We start from the raw sequence: 24497 nt of genomic DNA, 5'->3' as shown, positions 1-24497 counted from the left end.
CGTCAGCCCCGGGCCTGCATCACGTCCGTGATGGCCCGGGCTTCCTGCTGCATCAGGGCCGCGATCCGCGCGGTCGTTGGCACGTTCAGGTGGCTGGACAGACCCGCGGCCACCAGCGTGTTCGTCATGCGCCCCGCCGTGTCGAAGATCGGCACGGCCACCACGGTCAGGCCGCTGATGAAGTGATCGCGGTCCACCGCCCAGCCCCGTGTGCGGGCGAGCTCGACTTCCTTCTTCCAGGTCTCGAAGCTGGGCGCCTTGTCCCATTCGATGGCATTGAACCGCTTGCGCAGCTCGGTCCAGTTCTCGCCGCCGTGGGCCGCGATCAGGCGGCCGGTGGCGCTGACGAGGTGGTTGAACTGGCTGCCCACGTCGGTATGCAGGCGAAACGGCTGGCTGGACTTGGACAGGGCCAGCACCACCACGCCCTGGCGGGCGGTGATCTCCACGCCCATCGCTGTCACGCCATGCGAGGACGCCAGGCGGTCCAGCGCCGGCTGGACCAGCTGCGCGAAGCCGCTGCCCGCCAGCACGCTGCGCGCCAGGCTGATCATGCCGCCCGAGAGCGTGTAGCGCTTGGTCGCCGGGTCGACGCGCACCAGGTCTTCGCTGACCAGCACGCGCAGGATGTGCAGGCAGGTGCTGGGCACCAGTTCCAGCGTGTCGGCAATCGCCTTCACGCCCAGGCCTTGTTTGGCATCGCCCAGCAGGCGCAGGATGGCGATGGAGCGGCTGACGGCCGGCACCTGCCGCACGCGCACGGGCTTCGTCCGGGGTGTTGTGGCGGGGGGCGGGGTCTGCGTGCGCTGGGTCGGCATGGGGCGGGTCCGTATCGGTCCCGCATGATAGTGCAGCGTTTTGGACGCGATGGCGGGCTCAAGGCCCGCGCCAGCATGCCACGCCCGCCAGCAGCGCGGCGGCAATCAACACGCCGGCCTGCGCGCTGTCCATGACGGCCAGCGTGGCCGCGCTCACCAGGCACGCGGCCAGTGCCACGGCGCGCAAGGCCCACAGCAGGGCGCGCGGGCCGAAGGCTTGCGCATCGGCGCAGAGCAGCAGGCCCAGCGTGGCGATCGCCGTCGGGTCGGGTGCGAGGCCGATCACCTCGGCCTGCGTCCAGGGCCGGTGGAACACCGCCGCGAGCGCCGGGTGCGCCAGCGCGGCCCACAGCAGCAGCGCCGTGCCGGTGCGGCGGCGCAGCGCGGCCGTGGTCGGCAACAAGGCGCCGCTGGCCGAAAGCGCGAGCAGGCCCAGCGCCTGTGCCGCGAACGCCCAGGCCAGGTGCGTCGCGGCCCAGTTGATCGGCGCATAGCGCTGCCAGAGAAATGACCACGCCACAAAAGCCCAGGCCAGCGCCAGGCCGGCCGTGCCCAGGCGCAGTGCACGCGGGCCACCGCGCCACAGACCCACGGCGAGCGCCAGCGCCAGCAGCATGGGCAGCACATGCCACGGCCACCACGCCGCGTTCTGCAACTCGAACAGCCGCCAGTACGTGCGCGGCGCGAACATCAGGAAATCGACCGGCCGGTAGCTCCACCACTCGCTCATGGGCGGGCCTGCAGCGCCGCCACGTCGCGCGCGATGGTGTGGATGCTCCGGAAGCGGTCGTCGCGCGGCCCCGGGCGAAGGGGCTGCCCGATGCCACCCGGTGTGGCGGGTTCACGTCGCAACGCGCTTGCCCAGTTTGCCCGAGACCTTCGAGGCGAGTTGACCCAGGCGGCCGGGTGACAGGGCGATCCGGACCTGCTGATAGCGACTCGCAACCGGAAACCCGACGGGTGCTCCTGCGCGCCGCGCCGAGTACGACAAGGCTCGCAGATACTCGATGTCCTGCAAAGCCGAAGCTGCGGGGTAAAGCGGCAAGGCGCCCTCGCAGGCGACCTCGATCATCGCTGCGACATGGGTGGCGACGGCGATCTGCTCGTCACTCAGCGCGTGCTGGGCAAACGGATTGCGCCATTCGACTGCACCGAACTCCGGGGCGTCCACTGAAACACCGCGCAGCAGCGTGCCGCCTTCACCATCGACGACATCGCGCCGCATCTCACTTCGATGTGTTTCCCCGGTGCGCCGGTTGACGACGATGAGGTGGTTGTCGACCAGGCTTCCGCACTCGCCGTGCACGAGCAGGCGTCCTTGAGGACGCGTCGGCAACACGGAGTAGCCGGACGAGTAGTTGTGCACCAGCAGCGCTCCGTCGGCATGTTTCACCGTCCCGAGCAACCAGCGCTCCGGCCATGCCAACGCCGAAATTGGCGGTGTGACGCCATCGATGACGCCGGTTCTGCCGAAGTCGTGCTCGACGGCGGTTGCCGAAACGGCTTGTCGATGACCGCCGAGATAGGCGCGCAGTTGCGCGATACCGTGGTAGTCGAAGGTCGCAAATTCATTGATGGCGGACGTGATCGATCCCAAAACGCCGAGGCTGATCAACTTCAGCTTGAGCGCTTCGACGGGAAGATTCGGGAACTGTTCGGCAACCCCCACCTGAACACCACGCTTTGCGGCGAAGTCGACGATGCCGCGCGCCGAGCGTTCGTCCCATGCGATGGGCGTCTCGGCCAATATCGGAAGTCCGCGTCCGATGGCGTCGTACAGCACCCCGGTATTCGCTGCGCCATTGACCGCGACGATGAGGAATGCCGGCTGTGCACCCCGGATGAGATCGTCGAGCGATGCAAACCAAGGCCAGCCCGATGAAGCGGCGAACGCCTCTCCTTTCGCCGGATCGCGCGTAAAAAATCCCGAAACCTCGATGCGATCACTCAACGCCTTCAGCACCGGGCCGTAAATGTGCTTCACCCGGTCGCCGGCGCCCACCATGCCCACTTTGATGCGTTCGCGACTGGAGGTCGCAACGGGCTGATCGGGTGTTGGCATTTTCAGAGGCCCTTTCAGGGTTGGTGTTGTCTGCAGCGCCTTGCGCAGGTGGTCGGCCAGTCGAAAACCCAGTGCCGCAATGAGCAAGGTCGGGTTGCTGGTGCCGCCGGTCGCAAACACCGAGCTTCCAGCGACGTAAAGCCCGCGCGTGCCGTGCACTGCACAGTTCGCGTCGACGACACCGCTCTCCGGGCTCGCGCTCATGCGGGTCGTACCCATCGGATGGGCCATGTCGTGAAGATGCGAGCGCCAGTCGGCCTCGGGATCGCGCAGCCAGGGTGCCATCCGCGGGCTCTCCAGTTGCAACCTCCTGCATTCCTCCTCGATCAGCCGCGCGCACGCTGCATACGTCAGCCGCTCGACTTCGTGCATCCGCCAGTCGATGCGCGCCAGCCGCTGTCCGTATTCATCCACGCGCTCGCTCAGCGTCACCCGGCTCTGCGCGTCGGGTACCTGCTCCACGTTGCAGCCAATATCGACCTGGCTCGTCAGCGTGAATGCGGGCCGCCTCGCCACGTAGCGATCATGGATTCCCTCCAGCAAACGGAGCGGATGGCGTCCCAGATTGCCCAGGTCGGCGTGATCGACGGTGCCTGACCGCCCGCCGCGCAAGGCGCGCAGAACCGAGCCCAGCGAAGAAACGGGCGCGGGCGCATGCACATGCTCGAACAGATACACCGTTCCACGGGTGAGCTGCTCCTCGTGCTGGCGTTGTCCCGACAGGCTGGCGCCGGTGACGTACACGTGCCGTCGGCCGTGCTGGTCGAACCACAGCTGCCGGAATCTCGAGCGCAGCCGTCGCGCTTCGCCGGTCACGGTGCCGATCGCGGCGTAGTGATGGTCCATGAGATAGCGGCCAACCTGATCGTGGGCGTTTCCGAGTCCGCCCGGCGCGTGCTCGTCGGACAGCATCAACAATCGCGCGTTGTCGATGCCCCCGCAGGCCAGGACCACCGCCCGTGCCCTCACCTGGGTGAGCCCGCCTCCCGTGCGTTGTATCGTCACTCCGGTGACCGTGCTCCCATCGGATTCGCTGTTCACGCTTCTGACGTGCGCGTGCAGCCAGACACGGATGTTGGGCGCTTCAGCGAGGGTCCGTCGGGAGGCTTGCGCCACGTCGATGGCGGCGGGCGCACCACTGTGCATCAAGGCATCCAGGTTCTCGAAGCTGTGGTCTTCTGCACTCGGCACCTGCCGTCGCACGCTGTCGCCAGGCAGGCTCGCCTGGAAATACTGCCACTCGAACTTGGCAGGATCCCAGGCAGGTTGCGGCGCGCGCTTGTTCAGCATTTGCCATAGGCGATCGTCAAAAACCGCTGGGCCCGTGCCGAGCAGCGCACCGGCACGATCCAGGTACGGCGCGACGCCTGCGGCGTCAATGGGCCAGCCGCTGTTCGGTACCCACGCGCGCGGTTGGTAATCTGTCGGCGCAAACGGGACGCAGCGCCCGCTCCAGAGCACGGAGGTCCCGCCGAAGATGCGTCTTCGAACGGACATGTGGCTCGCGCGGCGAGCACCGATAGACTCAAACTCGGACAGGGCCTCGGACCGGGGCTCATGGTGTTCCCCGCCGGTTTCGAGCACCAGGACATCCAGCTGCGTGTTCGCGAGCGAGGTCGCGACGGCGAGACCGGCCGGGCCCGTGCCAACGATGCAGAGGTCGCAAGACACCTCGCTGATCCCTGCCAGGCTGTCAAAGTCCTCAATCATTTTCCGCCCCGTTCTCCAGTTGCACCTGCTCGACCCGCTGCGTGACTGCGAGCGCAATCCATCGATCACACAAGCGTGCCGGGATCCGTGCAATGGACACGCCGCTCCTGGGTGTTTTCACTTTCGGACGCACTGAGGGTGGCGGCCGCATACGCTGCATCCAAAGTGTACTGGCCTGTGGATGCATGCCCGACGGAGCGACCACCCAGCCCGGGCCGGCAGATCCACCTTGCGCTTGTGGGGGTGAGCCTACAGCGCCGCCACGTCGCGCGCCATGCGCGCGCGCAGCGCGGCATCCGGCAGGGCGCCGCGTGCCGCACCCATGTTCTGCCGCAGGTGCGCCACCTGGCTGGTGGCGGGAATGGCGCAGGTCACGGCCGGGTGCGAGACGATGAACTTCAGCGCCACCTGCGCCCAGTTGTCGCAGCCGATGTCGGCCGCCCAGCCGGGCAGCTTGTGGCACGCCAGCTGGTCCAGCAGCGCGCCTTCGCGAAACGGCCGGTTCGCCAGCACCGCGATGCCGCGCTCCTGCGCCAGCGGCAGCAGGCGCTGCTCGGCCTCGCGGTCCAGCAGGTTGTGGGTGAGCTGCACGAAGTCGATGCGCTGCGTGCGCATGATGCGTTCCAGCTCGGCGTGGCGCCGGCCGTCCGAGGTGGTGATCCCCACATACCGCAGCTGGCCGCGTGCCTTCATCTCGAACAGGCGCGGCAGGTGCGCTTCCCAGCCCAGCAGGTTGTGCACCTGCATCAGGTCGAAACGCGGCACGCCCCAGAAAGTGCGCGAGGCCTCCATCTGCGCCGCGCCGCGCGCCGCGTCGCCCACCCACACCTTCTCGGCCGAGAACAGCGCGGCCGGGTGACCCAGCTTCGCCAGCGCGTGGCCGATCACGGGTTGCGACGAACCGTACATGGGCGAGCTGTCGATCACGCGCCCGCCCGCCTCGAAGAAGGCGCGCACCACCTCGGCGCAGGCGTCGCGCGCGGCCAGGTCGTTGCCGACGTTGAAGGTGATCCAGCTGCCCAGGCCCACAACCGGCAAGGCCTCGCCGCTGGAGGGGATGCGGCGCGTGATGAGCGTGCCGCTGCCGGCGTTCGCCCGCGCCTGCTGCGTCTGTGCCAGCGCGGGCCATGCCGCTGCCGCCAGCGCCGTGCCGACCAGCCATTGGCGACGGTTGCTGCTGCCGAGCCGTGCCGGGATTGCCGTGGTGTTCATGCCGCCCTCACGGTATGTGCTTCGTGAAAGACGGTGGGATGCGGGGTGGGGGGAGGAGTTCCACCTGGGTCAGGCAGGCACGTAGGTCAGCCTGATCACGTCCTCGCCCAGGGGTTCGTGGGCCACCAGGCGCAGTGGCGGCCGCGCGCCAGCGAAGTAGGGCCTGCCACTGCCCAGCACGACGGGGTGCAGGTAGATGCGGTATTCATCGATCAGGCCCAGTCCGGTGAGGCTGTGCGCCAGGTCCGGGCCGGCGACTTCGATTTCTCCGTCCCGCCCGACCTTGAGCTCGCGGATCGTTTTCTCAAGATCATCTTCACGAACCAGCGTGGCGTTGGGGCCGACCGATTGCAGGGTGCGCGAGACCACCCATTTCGGCTGGCGCCGCCACGCCGCGGCGAAGGCGTGCTCGTCTTCGCCCCACTCGGGATGTTCGTCGTCCCAGTAGCGCATGACCTCGTACATCCGGCGACCGTAGACGCTGCCCGCCTGCGCCTGGGCCTGTTCGATGAAGTGGCGAAAGAGCGCGGGGCCTGGCGCGAACGCCATGTGGTCGACGTAGCCGTCAAGCGACTGGTTCATTCCGAATACGAGCTTGGCCATCACGTGCCTTTCGTTGTGTGGTCTTACTTCAGCAGCGGCGACCTCAGGATGATCTGCACCGTGGCGAAGAAGTGTTCCTCCAGCGCCTTGAGCGCGGCGGCCTCGTCGCGCTTGAGCACGGCGTCCACCAGGCGCTTGTGTTCGGCCTTCACGTCGCGGTCGTGGTCGGTGTCCAGCGGCACCGAGAGCAGTCGGTAGCGTTCGCTCTGCGCGTAGAGCAGTTCGCGCATGCGCAGCAGCCAGACGCTGGGGCAGGCGCTGACCAGCGCTTCGTGGAACGCGGCGTGGGCCTGGTTCCAGGCAGGGGCCTTGCGCGCTTCTTCGTCCGAGGGGATGTCCTGCAGCCGCTCCATGCGGTGCGCGGCCGCGACGATGCGGATCTCCCATTCCACGTCGCCGTGCTCCATGGCCTTGCGCAGGCAGAGCGATTCGAGCTCGACGCGCGTGCGCGTGAGGTCCAGCAGCTCTTCCTTGCTGACCGGTGACACGCGGTAGCCGCGGTGCGCCTCGGCGATCACCATGCCCTCGGCACCCAGGCGCGAGAGGGCTTCTCGGATCGCGCCCAGGCTGACCTCGAAGCGCTGTTCCAGCGCCTTGATGTTGAGCTTGGCACCGGGCAGCAGGCGGCCTTCCAGGATCTCCGCGCGGATCAGCTGGAAGACGGCGTCGGCCTGGGTGGTTTTGGCGGTGGCGGTCATGGCAGCGCGATTGTATGAGGGAATGTACCAATGATAAAAGAATAGATTCTTTGTTCGAAGATACATCTTCGATGCTAGAGTCCATCCCCACGCAACACCGTCACACACCTGGAGGAGCATTCGATGAAGTTGGTACGTTTCCGGCGCGAGGGGCGCGAAGGCTGGGCCGTGCAGGACCCGGCCGGTGGGGCCTGGCACGGCGCCACCGAGGACGCCGCCGGCTGGCCCGGTTCGCTGGACGCCGCGATCCGCCAGGGCCGGGCGGCGCTGGACGCCGCGGCCGCCGCGATGCGTGCCCAGCCCGTGGTCGATCTCGCGCAGGTGGCCTTCCTGGCGCCAGTGGCCGAGCCGCGCAAGATCATCTGCGTCGGACTGAACTACCGCGACCACACGGAAGAGAGCGGTTTCGAGCAGCCGGCCTACCCCACGCTGTTCTCGCGCTTCAACACCAGCCTGGTGCCGCACGGCGTGCCGCTGGAGCACGCGGGCCTGTCGGATTCGCTGGACTTCGAAGGCGAGCTGGTGGCCGTGATCGGTACCGGCGGTTCCTGCATCCGGCATGAGGACGCGCTCTCGCACGTGCTGGCCTATTCGGTCTTCAACGACGGCAGCATGCGCGAGTACCAGTTCAAGACGCCGCAGTGGACCATGGGCAAGAACTTCGACCGTACCGGTGCCTTCGGCCCCTGGCTGGTCACCGCCGACGAACTGCCGCCGGGCGCGAAAGGCCTGCGGCTGGAGACGCGGCTGAACGGCCAGACCGTGCAGTCGGCCAACACCAGCGACATGGTGTTCGACGTCGCCTCGCTCATCGTCACCATCAGCGAGGCCATCACGCTCGAAGCGGGCGACCTGATCGTGGCCGGCACGCCCGCCGGCATCGGCCATGCGCGCGAGCCGCGCCTGTACATGCAGCCTGGCGACGTGTGCGAAGTCGAGATCGAGCGCATCGGCCTGCTGCGCAACCGCATCGAGGCGCGCGCCCCGCTGCCCACCCCTCACCCCCCCACCCGCAAAGAGGAGACCACCGCATGAAACTCAACCGATTGCTGGCCGCCATGGCCATCGCTTCCTTCGCCGCGCTCGGCAGCACCGCCGCGCTGGCGCAGGACTACAAGGCGCGCAGCGCACGCTTCGGCCACGGCATGGCCGACGCCCACCCGGCCGGCCAGGCCGCGAAACAGTTCGCCGCCGAGATGGAGAAGGCCAGCGGCGGCAAGATGAAGATCGCCGTGATCGCCAACCAGGCCCTCGGCCCGGACCCGCAGATGCTGGCCGCGCTGCAGGGCGGCGTGCAGGAGTTCTACACCGGCAGCGCGCTGGCCATGCTGGGCCAGGTGAAAGAGCTCGGCTTCCAGGACGTGCCCTTTCTCTTCAACACCGAGGCCGAGGCGCACGCGGTGTTCGACGGCCCGGTGGGCGAGCACCTGAACAGGAAGCTGGCGGCCGTGGGCATCCACGTGCTGGGCTGGTGGGAAAACGGCTTCCGCCACATCACGAACTCGAAGCGCCCGGTCAACACGCTGGACGACCTCAAGGGCCTGAAGCTGCGCACCCAGCCCAACCCGCTGACGCTCGATGCCTTCAAGGCGATTGGTGCCAACGCTTCGCCGCTGCCGTGGTCCGAGCTGTTCGTGGCGCTGGAGACCAAGGCCTTCGACGGCCAGGAGAACCCGGTGGTGCTGATGTACACGCAGCGCTTCTATGAAGTGCAGAAGTACATGACGCTCTCGGGCCACGTGTATTCGCCGCTGATCTTCGCGGTGTCGAAGAAGTACTGGGACAGCCTCTCGCCGGCCGAGCAGACGGCGATGAACACGGCGGCGAAGAACGCCACCGCGTTCCAGCGCAAGTCCACCGCGGCCGAAGCCGGCAGCGCGCTGCAGGGCATGAAGGACAAGGGCGTGCAGGTCACGCAGTTCTCGCCCGCCGACCTGCAGGCCATCCGCGACCGCGTGCCGCCGGCGATTGCGCCGCACCTGGAGAAGATCGGCCCCGAGTTCATGGGCCTGGTGCGCAGCGAGATCGCCAAGGTGCGGGCCGCGGCCAAGTAAAGACTTCCTCTCGTTCTCCCTCAAACGCCCGGGCCACGTGCCCGGGCGGCCTTGTCATGACGTCTTCCGTTCTTCTGCCGCCCGACCTGCTGGAGGGCCTGCGCGCCCTGCTCGGCGATCGCCTGTCCACCAGCACGGCCGTGTGCGAACACCATGGCCGCGACGAATCCATCTTCGCGGCCATGCCGCCCGGTGCGGTGGCGTTCGCGCGTTGCGCCGACGAGGTGGTCGCCGTCGTCAACCTGTGCCGTGAACACCGCGTGCCGCTGGTGCCGTACGGCGCGGGCTCCTCGCTCGAGGGTCACACGCTGGCTGCGCAGGGCGGCGTCACGCTCAACCTGCAGCAGATGGACCAGATCGTCGCGATCCACGACGAGGACCAGACCGCCACCGTGCAGCCCGGCGTGACGCGCAAGGCCCTCAACGCCGCGCTGCGCGACAAGGGCCTGTTCTTCCCGATCGACCCCGGCGCCGACGCCACCATCGGCGGTATGTGCGCCACACGCGCCAGCGGCACCAACGCCGTGCGCTACGGCACCATGCGCGAGAACGTGGTCAACCTCACCGTGGTCACGGCCGACGGCCAGCGGGTGAAGACCGCGCGGCGCGCACGCAAGAGCGCGGCCGGCTACGACCTCACGCGCCTGTTCGTGGGCTCCGAAGGCACGCTGGGCGTGGTGGTGGAAGCGACGGTGAAGCTGCATCCGCTGCCCGAGAGCATCTCGGCCGCGGTGTGCGCCTTTCACAGCATCGACGCCGCCGTGCAGGCGGTGGTGCAGACCATCCAGGTCGGCGTGCCGATCGCGCGCTGCGAGTTCGTCGACCGCGTGGCGATCCGCGCCCTCAACGGTTACAGCAAGACAGGCCTGCCCGAGCAGCCGCACCTGTTCTTCGAGTTCCACGGCAGCGAGGCCGGCGTGCGCGAACAGATCGAGCTGGTGCAGTCGATCGCGGGCGAGCTCGGTGGCGAGCAGTTCCAGTGGGCGCACACGCCGGAGGAGCGCACGCGCCTGTGGGAGGCGCGGCACAACGTCTACTTTGCGGCGCTGCAGCTGCGCCCGGGCTGCCGCAGCGTGGTCACCGACGTCTGCGTGCCGATCTCGCGCCTGGCCGACTGCGTCAACGACACCGCGGCCGACCTGCAGCAATCAGGCCTGATCGCGCCCATGGTGGGCCACGTGGGCGACGGCAACTTCCACGTGCAGATGCTGGTGGACGGCGACAGCGCGCACGAGATCGAACAGGCCGAGGCGCTCAACGCGCGGCTGGTGGCGCGCGCGCTGGCCCTGGACGGCACCTGCACCGGCGAACACGGCATCGGCCTGCACAAGCAGGGCTTCCTGCTCGACGAGCTGGGCGACGCGCCGGTGGCGCTGATGCGGCAGATCAAGCACGCGCTGGACCCGCACAACCTGATGAACCCCGGCAAGATATTCGCGTTCTGACATGAAAACCCTCGTCCACTGGTACTTCAAGGCGCTCGAAGCCGTCATGGTGCTGTGCCTGGCGGCCATGTGCGTCATGGTGTTCGGCAACGTGGTGCTGCGCCACGTGTTCGATTCGGGCATCAACACCTCGGAAGAGCTCTCGCGCTTCCTGTTCATCTGGCTCACCTTCCTGGGCGCCATCGTGGCCATGCGAGAAGGCGGCCACCTGGGCATGGACATGGTGGTGCGCCGCCTCACCGGGCGCACGCGCCGCGCGGCCCTGCTGCTGGCGCAGCTGCTGGTGCTGGCCTGCTGCGGCGTGCTGCTGTGGGGGCTGATCCTGCAGCACGACATCAACGTCGCCAACATCGGCCTGGTCACTGGCATCTCGCTGGCCATCGTCTATTCGGTGGCCTGGGTGTGCGCCGTCTCCATTGCCCTGCTGGTGCTGGTCAACATCGCGCAGCTGCTGCGTGGCCGCGACCTGGCCGATCCGCGCCTGTCCGACAGCGTCTGAACACGTCCCCTTCATGATCGTCATCGTCTTCGTTCTCTCGCTGCTCGCGGCCATGGCCCTGGGCGTGCCGATCGCCTTCGCGCTGCTGGTCTCCAGCCTGGCCATGATGGCCTGGATGGACATCTTCAACGCGCAGATCGTGGCGCAGAACATGCTCTCGGGTGCGGACAGCTTTCCGCTGATGGCCATCCCGTTCTTCGTGCTGGCCGGCGAACTCATGAACGCCGGTGGCATCTCGCGGCGCATTGTCGGCGTGGCCAGTGCCTGGGTCGGCCACTTTCCCGGTGGGCTCGGCTACGTGGCGATCTTCGCCTGCGTGATCATGGCCTCTCTCTCGGGCTCCGCGATTGCCGACACGGCCGCGGTGGCCGCGCTGCTGGTGCCCATGATGCGCAAGGCCGGCTACGACATGCCGCGCGCCTCGGGGCTGATCGCCTCGGGCGGCATCATCGCGCCCATCATCCCGCCCTCCATCGGCTTCGTGATGTTCGGCGTGGTCGGCAACGTCTCCATCACCAGCCTGTTCATCGCCGGCATCGTGCCCGGCCTGCTGATGGCGCTGGCGCTGGTGGGCACCTGGATGTTCCAGGCGCGGCGCGACCAGATGCCGCGCGGCGAACGCGCGACGATGCGCGAGCGCTGGTCGGCCACCGGCGCGGGCCTGTGGGCGCTGATGCTGCCGGTGCTGATCGTTGGCGGCTTGAAGGGCGGCTACTTCACGCCCACCGAGGCGGCGGTGATGGCGGTCTTCTACGCGCTGTTCGTGGGTTTCGTGATCTATCGCGAGCTCAAGGTCTCGCAGCTCTACGCGTTGCTGCTCTCGGCCGGCAAGACCTCGGCAGTGGTGATGTTCCTGGTGGCCGCGGCGCAGGTCACGGCCTGGCTGATCGCCGCGGCCAGCATCCCCATGGTGGTGGCCGATCTGCTGCAGCCGCTGGTGGATTCACCCACGCTGCTGCTGCTCGTGATCATGCTGCTGATCGTGGTGGTGGGCACCACGCTGGACTTCGCGCCCACCATCCTGATCATGGTGCCGGTGCTCATGCCGGTGGTGCGCATGGCCGGCATCGACCCGGTGTATTTCGGCGTGCTGTTCGTCATGAACAACGCCATCGGCCTGATCACGCCACCGGTGGGCACGGTGCTGAACGTCGTCTGCGGCGTGGCGCGCCAGCGCATGGAGTCGGTCATCCGCGCGGTGCTTCCCTATCTGTTCGCGCAGCTGGGCGTGCTGATGCTGCTGGTGCTGTTCCCGCAGATCGTGCTGGCGCCGCTGCGCTTCTTCACCCGCTGAACGCAGGGTCAGACTTGGAACGGTAGACTGCCCGGTGGTGCGGCGCAGCCGTCGCTGCGCCGCCCGCCTGCCACCGCTCCATGTCCATCTCTTCCGCGCCCGCCCCCGCATCCCCCTCCCACGCCCTGCTGATCGCCAACCTCGTCGGCCAGCTCGCCTTCGGCCTGCTGGCCATGACCATCTGCATTCCCTCGATGCAGGAGTGGGGCGCGATCTTCGGCTCCAGCCAGGCGGCGGTGCAGCTCACCTTCAGTGGTTACGTGGTGGCCTATGGCGGCCTGCAGCTGATCTATGGCCCGCTGTCCGACCGGCTCGGGCGCAAGCGCATCCTGCTGCTGGGCCTGGGGCTGGCTGGCGTGGGCTCGATCTGGGGTGCGCTGGCGGGCGACCTGTTCTCGCTCACGTCCGCGCGCGTGCTGCAGGGCGCGGGTGCGGCGGCCGGCATGGTGGTGGGCCGTGCCATGGTGCAGGACCTCTTCGCGGGGCCGGAGCGCACGCGCGTGATGGCCTACATCGGCATGGCCATGGGCGTGTGCCCGCCGCTGGCCACCATCGTTGGCGGGCAACTGCACGTGCGCCTGGGCTGGCAGGCCAACTTCGTGCTGATGGCGCTGCTGGCGCTGGCGCTGTTCGTGGCCGCGTGGCGCGGCCTGCCCGGGCGCCCGCAGGTGGCCTCGGGCGAAGCGCCACCGGTGCAGGCGCACTGGCTGCGCGCCATGTTCGATGCGTACGCGCGGCTGGCGCGCGAGCCGGGCTTTCTCCTGTACGTGGTCGTGCTGTCGATGACCACCGCCACCTTCTATGCCTTCCTGGCCGGCGCGCCCATCGTGCTGGGCAGCCTGGGCGTGGGGCCGGCGGGCATCGGCTACTACATCATGTTCGTGCCCCTGTCCTACATCGTGGGCAACTACCTCACCTCCCGCCTGGTGCACCGCCTGGGCGACCAGGCCGTGATGTGGCTGGGCCAGGCCAGTTCGGCCTGCGGCATCGGCTCCATGCTGGTATTGGCCATCGCGGGGCTGAACACGCCGCTGGCATTCGCCGTGCCGCTGATGCTGCTGGGCCTGGGCAACGGTCTGCTGGTGCCGCCGGCGCTCACCGGCACGGTCGGGCTGGTACCGGCGCTGGCGGGTTCGGCCGCCGCCGTGGCCGGACTCATGCAGCAGCTGCTGGGCGCGGTGGGGGGCTTCGCGGTCGGGCTGGTGCCGCACCACGGCGCGGTCAACCTGGGCTGGCTGATGCTGGCGCTGATGGGCTCTTCGGCGCTGGCGCAGGCCTTCCTGCACCGGGGTCAGCGCAGGCGCGGACCGGCGCGCGCGCTCAGGCGGTGAGGATCACCTCGAAGCCGCCGTAGATCAGACGCTGGCCGTCGAAGGGCATCTGCATGTCCTTCACGCGCGGGTCTTCCATGAACTTCTTCATGCCGGCGTCGCGCGCCTGCTTCGAAGCCCAGGTGATCCACGAGAAGACCACCGTTTCGTCGGGCTTGCGCTGCACGGCCAGGGGGAAGGAGGTCAGCTTGCCCTCGGGCACGTCGTTGCCCCAGCACTCGACCACGCTGAGCGCGCCGTTCTTGCGGAAGATCTCCGCCGCCAGGCGGGCGTGTTCGAGGTATTCCTTCTGGTTCCGGGTGGGCACCGCGGCGACGAATCCATCGATGTATTTCATGTGTCTCTCCTGTGGGTTGAAAGGGATCGGCGACCCGCGGGGGCAGGCCTCCTGCATCCACGACGATCCAGACCACCGGAGATCGACAGGCCGGTGCGAACCCGTCAGCCCTTGCCCAGCTGCGGACGGCCGAACAGGCTGGAGGTGTTGCTGATCGGCCCGAGTTCGGCGGCGGCAGCCAGCAGCACGGGTGCCAGTTCGAGCATGCGCGCGGCCGTCAGGCGTGCGCGCGGGCCGGCGATGCTGATCACGCCGATGGCCTCCTGGCGCCGCAGCACGGGCACGGCCATGGCGCTCATGCCGGGGGCGAACACCTCGTCGATCTGGGCGTAGCCGCGCACGCGCGCCGCGTGCAGGAAGCCCAGCAGGGCCTTCACCGAGGTCGGTGCCTTCGGACCGTAGTCCGCCGGGGCGCCGAAGCCCTGGCGGGTGACGAGGTCAAGCGCGCGCTCGTCGCTCATGGTCAGCAGCCAGGCGTGGCCGGAGGCGGTGCACGACAGGCGCGCGTCCATGCCCATGTCGGGGTCGTAGCGCAGGCCCTGGTGCTGGCCCTGGGACTTGGCGACCCAGGTCAGGCGGTCACCGTCCACGATCGACAGGCGCACCAGCTCGCCCGAGCGCTGCGCCAGCCGCGCCAGCAGCGGCTCGGCGATGTCCACGATGCCGGCGCTGCTGAGGTAGCCCAGCCCCATGGACACCACCTTGGTCGTGAGCACGTAGTCGCCCTGTTTGCGCTTCTGGCGCACGTAGCCGCGCCGCTGCAGTTCGGACAGCAGCCGGTGGCAGGCGCTCAGCGGGATGTCCAGTTCGGACGCCATCAGCGCCAGCGGCAGGCCGTCGGGGTGGGCGGCGAGGTGCTCCAGGAGCGACAGCCCCCGGTCCAGTGCAAGGCTCATGGCGGGTTCGATTTCATATCAAGGGAGACGTTTCCAATGTGGAAACTCTTTCCTGAGGTGGTTCAAGAATGGGCGAAACGCGAGGCCGACGAGGCTTGCACAACGACACACGCAGGAGACCACTGTATGCGCAAGCCACCCGGGCCGGCAACGCTCTACATCCTCAACGGCCCGAACCTGAACCTGCTGGGCCAGCGCGAACCGCACCTGTACGGCAGCACCACGCTGGCGCAGGTCGAGGCGCTGTGCCGGCGCGTGGCCGACGAATTCGGCATGCGCTGCGAATTCCGCCAGACCAATCACGAAGGCGTGATGGTGGACTGGGTGCAGGAGGCGCGGGAGAAGGCCGCGGCCGTGATCATCAACCCCGCCGGCCTGTCGTTCCGCTCCATCCCGCTGCTGGACGCGCTCAAGACGCTCTGCCAGCCGCTGGCCGAGGTCCACATCACCAACATCCACCGCCGCGAGGAGATGTACCAGAAGTCCCTGGTGTCGCTGGCGGCCACCGGCGTGATCTGCGGCTTCGGGCCCTACGGGTACGAGCTGGCGATCCGCGCCGTGATGGAGCGCATCGCCACGCAGGCACCGGTGTCTGCCTGAGGCGCCGCGACAGCGTCGATCCCTCCGCCTTCATCCGTTTTCTTTCCGTCACCAACGATCCACAGGAGACAAGCACCATGAACTTCACACCCAACCGCCGCCACGTTCTGCAAACCGGCGCGGCGCTCGCCGCCGCCGCAGGTCTGCCTGCCTGGGCGCAGGCCCAGCCCACGCTGCGTTTCGCTGCCGTGTTCTCCGATAAGGACATCCGCGCCGACATGATGAAGATGTTCGCCAAGGATGTGGAGGCCGACTTCAAGGTCGAAGCCTTCCTCAATTCGACCCTGTTCCGCCAGGGCACCGAGCTCGTGGCGCTGCAGCGCGACAACCTGGAGATGGGCAACATCTCGCCGCAGGACATCTCCAAGCAGATCCCGGCCTGGTCGCTGCTGACCTCGGCCTACCTGTTCCGCGACGCCAACCACCTCAACGCCTTCTTCGCCAGCGACCTGGGCGCGCAGATGAAGAAGATGGTGGAAGACCAGCTCAAGGTGAAGATCCTGGGCCCGACCTTCTTCGGTACGCGCCAGGTCGGCCTCAAGCCGAAGAAGAAGATCAGCGTGCCGGCCGACCTGGCCGGCGTGAAATTGCGCATGCCCCCCGGCGACAGCTGGCAGCTGCTGGGCCGATCGCTCGGCGCCAACCCCACACCCATGGCCTACGCCGAAACCTACACCGGCCTGCAGACCGGCGCCATCGACGGCCAGGACAATCCGTTGCCGAACGTACAGAACATGAAGTTCTACGAGGTGATGTCGCAGATCGTGCTGACCTCGCACCTGGTCGGCTACGACCTGCTGACGGTCAACATGAAGACCTGGCAGGGCATGTCGGCGGCGAAGCAGAAGAGCTTCCAGGCCGCGGCCGACAAGGCCATCGCCTGGAGCACGGCCGAACACCTGAAGCGCGAGAAGGAACTCGCCGACGGCTTCAAGGCCCAGGGCCTGGAGGTGTACGCGCCCAATGTCAACGCCTTCCGCGAACACGCGCAGAAGGTCTACCTGGCCTCGGACGACGCGAAGAACTGGCCGGCGGGCATGCTCGACAAGATCAACGCGATGAAGTGAACAGGCCCCAGGACCCGCCATCCATGCTTCGAACGCTGCTTGCCCGCCTGCACCGGTTGGCGGAGGTGATCGCCGCGGGCCTGCTCGCGGTGATCTTCGTCGCCTTCATCATCCAGATCGCCCTGCGCTACGTGTTCAACTGGCCGGTGGGCTGGACCGCCGAGTTGTCGCTGGTGGCCTGGCTGTGGCTGGTGCTCTGGGGCGCGGCGTTCGTGCTGAAGGATGAAGAGGAAATCCGCATCGACTTCGTGCAGGCCTTCTTCGGGCCGAGGGGCCATGCGGTGATCGGCACCGTCGGCGCGTTGTGCCTCATCGTGCTGTTCGGCATGGCGCTGCCGGCGTCCTACGACTATGTGGCCTTCATGAAGGTCGAGAAGAGTTCCTACCTGAACATCCGCTTCGACTGGCTGTACTCGATCTACATCGTGTTCTCGCTCGCCGTGATCGCACGCCAGCTCCGGGCCATCGTGCGCCTGTGGCGCCCCGGGCCGCCCGCCCGGGATCCATCCACTCCCGCACCGTGAACTTCACCAGCCCCATCTCCCTGGCCCTGGGGGCCATCATCGCGCTCAGCCTGCTGGGCGTGCCGGTCGGCCACGCCATGATCGGCGGCTCGGTGCTGTACCTGTACCTCAAGGGCATGGACATGGGCTCGGCGGCCGAGCAGCTGCTCAACGGCACCTATTCCAGCTTCCTGTTGCTGGCCATTCCGCTGTTCATCCTGGCCGCCACCATCATGAGCAGCGGCAGCATCCTGGACCGGCTGCTGCGCTTCTGCAACGCCATCGTCGGGCGCTTTCCCGGCGGCCTGGCGCAGGTCAACGTGCTGCAGAGCATCGTCTTCGCCAGCATGTCGGGCTCGGCGCTGGCCGACGCGGCCGGCTCGGGCAAGCTGATGCAGGCCATGATGACGCGCGACGGCAAGTACACGCGCGAATTCGCCGCCGCACTGACCGCCGTGTCCGCCGTCATCGGGCCCATCCTGCCGCCCTCGATCCCGCTGGTGCTCTACGCGCTGGTTTCGGGCACCTCGGTCGGTTACCTGTTCATCGCGGGGGTGCTGCCCGGCCTGCTCATGGGCGCGGTGCAGATGGCGCTGATCTACGCCATGTCCCGGCGCCGCCGCTTCCCGGTGGAACCCGCGGTGCCGCTGCGCGAGCTGCCGCGCATCACCCTGGACGCGCTGCCGGCCCTGATGCTGCCGGTGATCCTGCTCGGCTGCCTCTACAGCGGCGTGACCACGCCCACCGAGGCGGCGGGCCTGGCGGCCGCCTACGCCCTGCTGATCTCGGTGGTGCTGTACCGCAGCCTGGGCTGGGGCGACATCTACCACTCGCTGATCACCAGCGCGCGCACCAGCATCTCCATCGGCATGCTGATCGCGGGCGCGCTGGTCTTCAACTACGTCATCACGTCCGAGAACATCCCGGCCACGCTGAGCGCTTTCCTCCAGGGCTACGACCTCTCCCCCGTGGCCTTCCTGCTGCTGATCAACCTGATCCTGCTGCTGCTCGGCGCCTTTCTCGAAGGCTCCACCATCATCCTGGTGGTGCTGCCGGTGCTGCTGCCCACGGCCGTGGCGCTGGGCATCGACCCGGTGCATTTCGGCGTGGTGGCGGTGCTCAACATCATGATCGGCCTGGTCACGCCGCCCTACGGCCTGCTGCTGTTCATGATGACCAAGATCGCCGAAGTCTCGCTGCTGGCGCTGGTGCGCGAGGTGCTGCCCTTCCTGGCGGTGATGATCGGCGCGCTGGTGGTGGTCACGCTGTGGCCCGATCTGGTGCTGTTCCTGCCGCGGCTGGCGGGCTACTCGGGGTAAACCGGCCGCGCGCGGCGCCGACACCGAGGCAGACCGCGGCCGCCACCGTGCCGGTGACCGCGAGCATGGCGGCGGTGTGCACGCCCAGGGCCAGCAGCGCCATCGCCAGCGAGCCCGAGGCGGTGATCTCGCGCACCGCACCGCTGCCCATGCAGATCGGCACCAGGGCCGGCACCAGCATCAGGCCCGCGCCCTGCGCGGTCGACACGCCGAACGACCAGAGCGCCAGCCCGGTGTGCGCGCCTGTGAAGGCGCGCGGGTGTTGTTCGGGCCGGCGGCGCCCATGCCGCCACAGGTGGACGGCGATGGCCAGCACCAGCGCGGCGGTGGCCAGTGCGGGCAGCGCGTCGAGATCGAGCATGCGGTCGAAGGCCGCCGACACGCCCACCACAGCGACCACCAGCGCCACCGACGCGGCGTGCCCGAGCGCGATCGGCAGCAGCGCGCGCAGCACCTGCAAGCGGTCCTTCGACCGAAGGCCCCAGGCGGCGGCCCAGGGCCAGCCGGTGGCGGGGTTCAGCCCGTGCAGGGCACCCAGGCCGGCCACCGCCAGCCAGGGCCACACCGTGTTCGACATGCGGGACCCGCCACCGAGGTGCTCAGGCGTGCGCCTGGCAGCAGGCACCGGCCGGAGCAGGCAGCGGCGCGGGATCGTAGCGGTCGTGGTGGCGCACCCATGCCATCGGGTAAGACAGGCCGTCCTCGTCGCGCCCCCGGGGCGTGAGGTCGATCAGGTGGTAGGTGCCCATCATGGCCTCCACGCCGCGCCGGTAGGTCGAATAGGTGTGGAAGACCTCGCCCGCGCCGTTCTTCACGAACACGCTGATGCCGGGCAGCTCCTCGATCTCGAAGGGCTGCATGCGGTAGTTGTAGTAGACCTCGCCGCGGGCCTTTTCTTCGGGCGTGAAGCTGACGTGGAAGTGATGGTTGAAGGCGCTGCCGTGCGACGACACCCAGCGGAACCGCCAGCCCATGCGCTGGCGAAAGCGCGCGATCTCGGCCAGGGGTGCGTGCGAGACCGCGACGAAGGCGATGTCGCGCTGCGCGAGGTGCACCGTCATGCCGTCGGTGTGGTCGGCCATGAAGGAGCAGCTCGGGCAGCCTTGCTCCCAGCCCGCGCCGAGCATGAAGTGCTGCACGATCAGCTGGCCGCGGCCTTCGAACAGCTCGGCCAGCGTGCGCCGGCCCTCGGGCGCGTCGAAGGTGTAGGGCTTGTCGATGCGGGTCCAGGGCAGCGCGCGGCGCTCGCGGGCGATCTGGTCCTGCAGGCGCAGCAGTTCCTTCTCGCGCACGAGCAGCGCCTTGCGCTCCTGGAGCCACTGGTCGGGGGACACCACGGGGTGGTGCGCAGGGGTGGTGTGGACGGCGGTGTTCATGGGATGTTGCTCCTTGCGAAGGTGGAGGGGGCCGGGCTCAGGCGGCGGCGCGGGTCGCTGCCCGGGGGCGGCGCACGGCGCGCAGCTTGCCGCTGCCACCGCCGCCGCACCAGAACAGGTCGGCGCCGTCGGATTCGAGCCCGCTGACGCCGACGCCCTCGGGCAGGGTCAGGCGTTCGAGCACGGCGCCGCTCTCGGGGTGGATGCGGCGCAGCTCGCTTTCGTCGCCCTCCCAGGTGCCGTGCCACAGCTCGCCTTCGACCCAGGTGACGCCGGTGACGAAGCGGTTGGACTCGATGGTGCGTTTCACCGCGCCGGTTTCGGGGTCGATCTGGTGGATCCTGCGGTCGCGGTACTGCCCGACCCACAGGCTGCCTTCGGCCCAGGCCAGGCCCGAGTCGTTGCCGTTGCCGGGCGCGGGAATGGAGGCCAGCACCTGGCCGGTGGCCGGATCGATCTTGTCGATGCGCGACTCGGCGATCTGGTACAGGTGCTTGCCGTCGAAGGCGGTGCCGGCGTCGCCGGCGCGGGGCAGCGTGTGCACGGTCTTGCCGCTGTGCGGATCGATCGCGTCCAGCCGCGCGCCAAGGGCCACCCAGACGCGGCTGCCGTCGTGGGTGACGCCGTTCACGTTGACGGCGCCTTCGAAGGGACCGTACTCGCGCACGATCTCGGCGGGGGTGGTGGGGCGGTTGTCGGTCTTGCGCTGGCGCGTGGCTTCTGCGGTGGTCGTTGGCATCTGAGGGCTCCTTGTGGCGCGTGCGGAAATCGGCGCCGTGAAAGCACTCTACGCAAACGGCAGTGCAGCGGGGAGTAACAAAGCTGTCGTGAATCCGGGCAGTGGCGGTGCCAGCCAGCGGCGCGCGCGTGCCTGCCCGATGGCGCGCACGCGGCCGTCGGCCTGCAGCTCGGCCAGCGCGCGCTGCACGGTGCGCTGGCTCGCGCCCAGCGCCAGCGCCAGCGCCGAGGTCGACCAGGCCGCGCCATCGGCCAGCAGCGCCTGCAGCGCGGCCTGATCGCCGGCAATGGGGGGTGCCAGCACCACCACCTCGACATGGTCGTGCGGCACCAGCGCAAAGCCGCGTGCCGTGGCTTCGACGCGCGCCAGCGGCTTGACCAGGGCGCGCAGGCGGCCCATCTCCACCCGCAGGCGCGCGCGGTGGGTTTCGTCCGGGTGGCGGGTGCGAAACACGTTCGCGATCAGGTCCTCGCGCTCCACGTCGGCGGGCCAGGCCTCGGCCAGTGCCTGCGCCAGTGCGAACAGCACCGGCCGCCGCGCCAGCGCCTGCCAGGCGGCGCCCGCGCTCAGGCCACGCCGGCAGGCGTCCACCACCAGCGCGTTCGACGCCAGCAGCGCCTCGACCTCGTCCAGCCGCAGGGTCTGGTCGGTGCCATCGGGCCCCCTGCGCCGCGCGGCGGGTCGGTCGAGCGCGGCCCGGGCTTCGGCCACCTCGGCCAGCAGCGCCGGCACGCCCGCGCGCAGGGCGGCGGCGTGCGCGCGCTGTAGTGCCGCGCGCGCCGGGCCGGTGCGCAGCGAGCGCAAGGCCAGTTCAGCCGCGCCCAGTTCGGCCAGCGCGGCCAGCGAAGGCGGCATGCCCTGGCCCGCGTCGATGGCTGCGAGCGCTGTGGCGGCTTCGCCCAGGCGGCCCAGCAACAGCAGGCGGCGCAGCGCGATCAGGCGCGCATGCTGCGCGTTGGCGTGGTCCGCGTGCGCCTCCAGCGTGGTCGCGGCGGCCAGCAATGCGCGCGGCGAACCGCCCACGTCGCGCAGGGCCAGCGCGACCTCGGCCTCGGCGACGACGCAGCGCGCGCGGAACACCGCCTCGTGCGCGCCAAAGCCACGCGCCGCGCCCCGCAGCAGTTCGCGCGCCCGTGGGTGCTCGCCGAGCTGCGCCATGGCAATGCCGCGCAAGGCCAGCGCCGGCGGGTCCTCGCGCAGGGCGACGTGCTTGAGCGCGCCGAGCGCGTCACCGGCCGCAAGGGCGCGCGCGGAAGCGGCGATCAGGGAATCCATGGGAGAGGTCGGGCACGGGCCGGTGCGGGCATGGGAGTCACTGTACCGTTTGCCGGTTTTCTGGATGCCCCGGTGGACGCGGCGGACATGTCGGCCCCCGTAAACTCCCGCCCATGTCACTCAAGATCGCCGTTTATTCCAAGTCCGCCTGCCCGCAATGCGAGTCGGCCAAGATGCTGCTGAAGTCCCGCTCGCTGGACTTCGAGGAAATCCGCCTCGACGACGAGGCCGAACGCCTGGCGTTCTACGAAAAGTGTGGCCCGTCCGTGCGGCAGATGCCGCAGATCTTCATCAACGACCAGCGCGTGGGTGGCCTGGCTGGGCTGCAGGCGGCGCTGGCGCAGTTGGGGCGCTGACAAGACCGCCCGCCCAGCACTGAGGCAACGCACCCACTGAGACGCATTGCCCTCGCCGGGGCGCCGGTCGGATGCCGGTGCTCAAGCTCCGAATTTGTTCCGGTCACCCGTCAGGTGTTGCGAGAACGAGAGCGTCAGGAAGTCCACGAACGCCCGTACCCGTGCTGCCAACTGGTGGCGCTGGGGATAGACCGCGTGGATCGAGGCATCGGGCGTGAAGTACTGCGGCAGCACCTGCACCAGGCGGCCATTGCGCAGGTGGCGTTCGATGTCCCATTCGGCGCGCATCAGGATGCCGTGGCCTTCGAGCGCCCAGTTGACGGCAATCTCACCGTCGTTGGTGGTCAGGTTGCCGCGCGTTTTCACGGCCTCGGTGTTTGCGGTCTTGCCGCGACCGCTGGACAGGCGCCACACGCCATACGCCTCTTCGCCCTGGCGGATGCCGATGCAGTTGTGGCGCGTGAGATCGTGCGGCACCTTGGGCATGTCGTGCTTCGCGAGATAGCGGGGCGAGGCGCAAAGCAGGCGGCGGTTGGGTGCGATGTGCCGCGCGATCATGCGCGAGTCGGGCGGGGCGCCGAAGCGGATGCAGACGTCGAAAGCATCTTCGGTGAGTGGCGGCGGGTTGACCGAGAGCTGCAACTGCACCTCCACCTGCGGGTGCTTGCGCACGAAACGGGAAATGAGGGGGGCGACATGGCTGCGGCCGAAACCCAGAGTGGCGTTGACGCGCAGCAGGCCGGTGGGCGTGGAGCGCGAGACGCCCAGCAAATCCTCCATGTCGTCGATCTCGCCCAGGATGCGGCGTGCGTGCTCAAGGTACACCTCGCCCTCGGGGGTCAGGCTCATGCGCCGCGTGGTGCGGTTGAGCAGGCCCACACCCAGGCGCGCCTCCATCTGCGCCAGGTGTTTGCTCACGGCGGGCGTGGTCACGCCGAGCTCGCGCGCCGCCGCGCTCAGGCTGCCGGCGCTGGCCAGCACAGAGAAGAAGCCCAGGTCGGCGGGTTGAATGGCTGGGTTCATGGGGACTTGATTGTTGAATGCAGGTTAACGATGGATTCACTTTATCGGCGTTTCGATGTCGTGTCGAACCCCTACAGTGGTGCCATTGACCCTTCCCCCTCAGAGAGACGCTCCATGAAAACCTACGCGATCGCAACCATTCCCGGAGACGGCATCGGCAAGGAAGTCGTGCCCGCCGGCCAGCAGGTGCTGGAGGCGCTGGCCGCGACATCCCACGCGTTTCGCTTCCAGTTCGAGAATTTCGACTGGGGTGGTGACCACTACCGTGAGCACGGCGTGATGATGCCCGACGACGGCCTGGAGTCGCTGCGCGACAAGGACGCGATCCTGTTCGGCTCCGCGGGCGACCCGCACATTCCGGACCACATCACGCTGTGGGGCCTGCGCCTGAAGATCTGCCAGGGCTTTGACCAGTACGCCAACGTGCGCCCCACGCGCATCCTGCCGGGTATCGATGCACCCCTCAAGCGCTGCAAGGCCGAGGACCTGAACTGGGTGATCGTGCGCGAGAACTCGGAAGGTGAGTACGCAGGCGTCGGCGGCCGCGTGCACCAGGGCCACCCCATCGAGGCCGCCACCGACGTGAGCATGATGACCCGCGTCGGCGTGGAACGCATCATGCGGTTCGCGTTCAGACTGGCGCAGTCGCGCCCTCGCAAGCTGCTGACCGTGATCACCAAGAGCAACGCCCAGCGCCATGCCATGGTGATGTGGGACGAGATCGCGGTGCAGATCTCAAAGGAGTTCCCGGACGTCACCTGGGACAAGGAACTCGTCGACGCCGCGACGGCGCGCATGGTCAACCGGCCGTCGTCGCTCGATACCATCGTCGCGACCAACCTGCACGCCGACATCCTGAGCGACCTGGCCGCCGCGCTGGCGGGCAGCCTGGGCATTGCGCCCACGGGCAACATCGATCCCGAGCACCGCTACCCGTCGATGTTCGAGCCGATCCACGGCTCGGCCTTCGACATCATGGGCAAGGGCCTGGCCAATCCGGTCGGCACCTTCTGGAGCTGCGTGATGTTGCTTGAGCACCTGGGCGAGATGGACGCGGCCAGGCGGCTGATGAGCGCAATTGAACAGGTGACTGCCAACCCGGCGCTGCACACCGGCGACCTGGGCGGCAAGGCCACTACCGCGCAGGTGACGCAGGCTGTATGCGAGTTGCTGACCGCGAGCCAGCAGCGCAAGGCCGCCTGACTCTGCATTTCACCCGGAGACTGCCTTGAGCGGTCCCCATTTCGCACGCCGCTCGAACGGCAATTTCCCTCAGACCA

At 68.6% G+C, this 24497-nt stretch carries 25 protein-coding genes; 12 read left to right on the top strand and 13 right to left on the bottom strand.

The window, feature by feature from the left end; translation table 11 throughout:
* Positions 1-2: 2 nt before the first annotated feature.
* From K5880_RS20995 to K5880_RS20970, 6 genes are all read right to left on the bottom strand, one after another.
* Entirely contained in the window at positions 3-818 is an 816-nt protein-coding gene (locus tag K5880_RS20995) for an IclR family transcriptional regulator (protein WP_297657156.1), read from the bottom strand.
* Positions 819-876: 58 nt separating this feature from the next.
* A complete protein-coding gene (locus tag K5880_RS20990; protein WP_297657153.1) occupies positions 877-1548 on the bottom strand; it encodes a DUF6064 family protein in 672 nt (223 codons plus the stop codon).
* 111 nt (positions 1549-1659) lie between these two features.
* Positions 1660-4590: a GMC oxidoreductase gene (locus K5880_RS20985; RefSeq protein ID WP_297657150.1), complete on the bottom strand. Its 2931-nt coding sequence runs from the start codon at positions 4588-4590 to the stop codon at positions 1660-1662.
* A 249-nt stretch (positions 4591-4839) separates the two neighbouring features.
* Positions 4840-5802 carry an aldo/keto reductase gene (locus K5880_RS20980; protein WP_297657147.1) on the bottom strand — a complete coding sequence of 321 codons (963 nt, stop codon included), beginning with the start codon at positions 5800-5802 and terminating at the stop codon, positions 4840-4842.
* A 69-nt stretch (positions 5803-5871) separates the two neighbouring features.
* Positions 5872-6405 carry a dihydrofolate reductase family protein gene (locus tag K5880_RS20975; protein WP_297657144.1) on the bottom strand — a complete coding sequence of 178 codons (534 nt, stop codon included), beginning with the start codon at positions 6403-6405 and terminating at the stop codon, positions 5872-5874.
* A 23-nt stretch (positions 6406-6428) separates the two neighbouring features.
* Entirely contained in the window at positions 6429-7103 is a 675-nt protein-coding gene (locus K5880_RS20970; RefSeq protein WP_297657141.1) for an FCD domain-containing protein, read from the bottom strand.
* Positions 7104-7226: 123 nt separating this feature from the next.
* Here K5880_RS20970 and K5880_RS20965 point away from each other — a divergent pair, with 123 nt between their 5' ends.
* The 6 genes from K5880_RS20965 to K5880_RS20940 all read left to right on the top strand — a co-directional run bounded on the left by K5880_RS20965 (position 7227) and on the right by K5880_RS20940 (position 13726).
* The gene (locus K5880_RS20965; RefSeq protein ID WP_297657138.1) at positions 7227-8138 is read left to right on the top strand and encodes a fumarylacetoacetate hydrolase family protein; all 912 of its coding nucleotides are present in this window, start codon (positions 7227-7229) and stop codon (positions 8136-8138) included.
* Complete coding sequence (locus tag K5880_RS20960) at positions 8135-9157, top strand: TRAP transporter substrate-binding protein (protein ID WP_297657134.1); 1023 nt, start codon at positions 8135-8137, stop codon at positions 9155-9157. Before K5880_RS20965 ends, K5880_RS20960 begins: the two co-directional genes overlap by 4 nt.
* Positions 9158-9213: 56 nt before the next feature.
* Positions 9214-10602: an FAD-linked oxidase C-terminal domain-containing protein gene (locus tag K5880_RS20955; RefSeq protein WP_297657131.1), complete on the top strand. Its 1389-nt coding sequence runs from the start codon at positions 9214-9216 to the stop codon at positions 10600-10602.
* A gap of 1 nt (position 10603) precedes the next feature.
* Positions 10604-11101 (top strand): TRAP transporter small permease, encoded by a 498-nt coding sequence (locus tag K5880_RS20950; protein ID WP_297657129.1) that lies wholly within the window; start codon positions 10604-10606, stop codon positions 11099-11101.
* Positions 11102-11114: 13 nt separating this feature from the next.
* The gene (locus tag K5880_RS20945) at positions 11115-12395 is read left to right on the top strand and encodes a TRAP transporter large permease subunit (RefSeq protein ID WP_297657126.1); all 1281 of its coding nucleotides are present in this window, start codon (positions 11115-11117) and stop codon (positions 12393-12395) included.
* 80 nt (positions 12396-12475) lie between these two features.
* A complete protein-coding gene (locus tag K5880_RS20940; protein ID WP_297657123.1) occupies positions 12476-13726 on the top strand; it encodes an MFS transporter in 1251 nt (416 codons plus the stop codon).
* Here the strand turns inward: K5880_RS20940 and K5880_RS20935 are convergent.
* Positions 13716-14063, bottom strand: coding sequence for a DUF1428 domain-containing protein (locus K5880_RS20935; RefSeq protein ID WP_297657119.1), 348 nt, complete (start codon positions 14061-14063; stop codon positions 13716-13718). The two genes, K5880_RS20940 and K5880_RS20935, sit on opposite strands and share 11 nt — an antisense overlap.
* 104 nt (positions 14064-14167) lie before the next feature.
* Positions 14168-14959 carry an IclR family transcriptional regulator gene (locus K5880_RS20930; protein WP_297657116.1) on the bottom strand — a complete coding sequence of 264 codons (792 nt, stop codon included), beginning with the start codon at positions 14957-14959 and terminating at the stop codon, positions 14168-14170.
* 126 nt (positions 14960-15085) lie between these two features.
* On the opposite strand from K5880_RS20930, the gene K5880_RS20925 reads away from it, so the two are divergent.
* From K5880_RS20925 to K5880_RS20910, 4 genes are all read left to right on the top strand, one after another.
* Positions 15086-15559, top strand: a complete 474-nt coding sequence (locus K5880_RS20925; protein WP_297657114.1) for a type II 3-dehydroquinate dehydratase — start codon at positions 15086-15088, stop codon at positions 15557-15559.
* Between the two features lie 77 nt (positions 15560-15636).
* Positions 15637-16626: a TRAP transporter substrate-binding protein DctP gene (gene dctP / locus K5880_RS20920; RefSeq protein WP_297657111.1), complete on the top strand. Its 990-nt coding sequence runs from the start codon at positions 15637-15639 to the stop codon at positions 16624-16626.
* Between the two features lie 23 nt (positions 16627-16649).
* The gene (locus tag K5880_RS20915; protein WP_297657108.1) at positions 16650-17150 is read left to right on the top strand and encodes a TRAP transporter small permease subunit; all 501 of its coding nucleotides are present in this window, start codon (positions 16650-16652) and stop codon (positions 17148-17150) included.
* Complete coding sequence (locus K5880_RS20910) at positions 17147-18448, top strand: TRAP transporter large permease (protein ID WP_297657105.1); 1302 nt, start codon at positions 17147-17149, stop codon at positions 18446-18448. Before K5880_RS20915 ends, K5880_RS20910 begins: the two co-directional genes overlap by 4 nt.
* Here the strand turns inward: K5880_RS20910 and K5880_RS20905 are convergent.
* Genes K5880_RS20905 through K5880_RS20890 form a run of 4 tightly spaced genes read right to left on the bottom strand, consistent with a single transcriptional unit; the run spans position 18390 to position 21838 of the window.
* Complete coding sequence (locus K5880_RS20905; RefSeq protein WP_297657102.1) at positions 18390-19025, bottom strand: hypothetical protein; 636 nt, start codon at positions 19023-19025, stop codon at positions 18390-18392. The genes K5880_RS20910 and K5880_RS20905 overlap by 59 nt on opposite strands.
* A gap of 22 nt (positions 19026-19047) precedes the next feature.
* Positions 19048-19824 carry a DUF899 domain-containing protein gene (locus tag K5880_RS20900; protein WP_297657099.1) on the bottom strand — a complete coding sequence of 259 codons (777 nt, stop codon included), beginning with the start codon at positions 19822-19824 and terminating at the stop codon, positions 19048-19050.
* Between the two features lie 37 nt (positions 19825-19861).
* Entirely contained in the window at positions 19862-20563 is a 702-nt protein-coding gene (locus K5880_RS20895) for a hypothetical protein (protein ID WP_297657096.1), read from the bottom strand.
* A gap of 48 nt (positions 20564-20611) precedes the next feature.
* Positions 20612-21838 (bottom strand): helix-turn-helix domain-containing protein, encoded by a 1227-nt coding sequence (locus K5880_RS20890; protein WP_297657093.1) that lies wholly within the window; start codon positions 21836-21838, stop codon positions 20612-20614.
* A 113-nt stretch (positions 21839-21951) separates the two neighbouring features.
* On the opposite strand from K5880_RS20890, the gene K5880_RS20885 reads away from it, so the two are divergent.
* Positions 21952-22194: a glutaredoxin domain-containing protein gene (locus tag K5880_RS20885; RefSeq protein ID WP_297657090.1), complete on the top strand. Its 243-nt coding sequence runs from the start codon at positions 21952-21954 to the stop codon at positions 22192-22194.
* An 81-nt stretch (positions 22195-22275) separates the two neighbouring features.
* Here the strand turns inward: K5880_RS20885 and K5880_RS20880 are convergent, their stop codons facing one another.
* Positions 22276-23217 carry a LysR substrate-binding domain-containing protein gene (locus K5880_RS20880; RefSeq protein WP_297657087.1) on the bottom strand — a complete coding sequence of 314 codons (942 nt, stop codon included), beginning with the start codon at positions 23215-23217 and terminating at the stop codon, positions 22276-22278.
* Between the two features lie 114 nt (positions 23218-23331).
* Here K5880_RS20880 and K5880_RS20875 point away from each other — a divergent pair, with 114 nt between their 5' ends.
* A complete protein-coding gene (locus tag K5880_RS20875; protein WP_297657084.1) occupies positions 23332-24420 on the top strand; it encodes a tartrate dehydrogenase in 1089 nt (362 codons plus the stop codon).
* Positions 24421-24497 lie beyond the last annotated feature (77 nt).

It is taken from the genome of Hydrogenophaga sp., from assembly GCF_025699295.1.
In the GTDB taxonomy this organism is placed as follows: Bacteria; Pseudomonadota; Gammaproteobacteria; order Burkholderiales; family Burkholderiaceae_C; genus Hydrogenophaga.
This window is presented reverse-complemented; position numbering and strand designations above follow the sequence as displayed.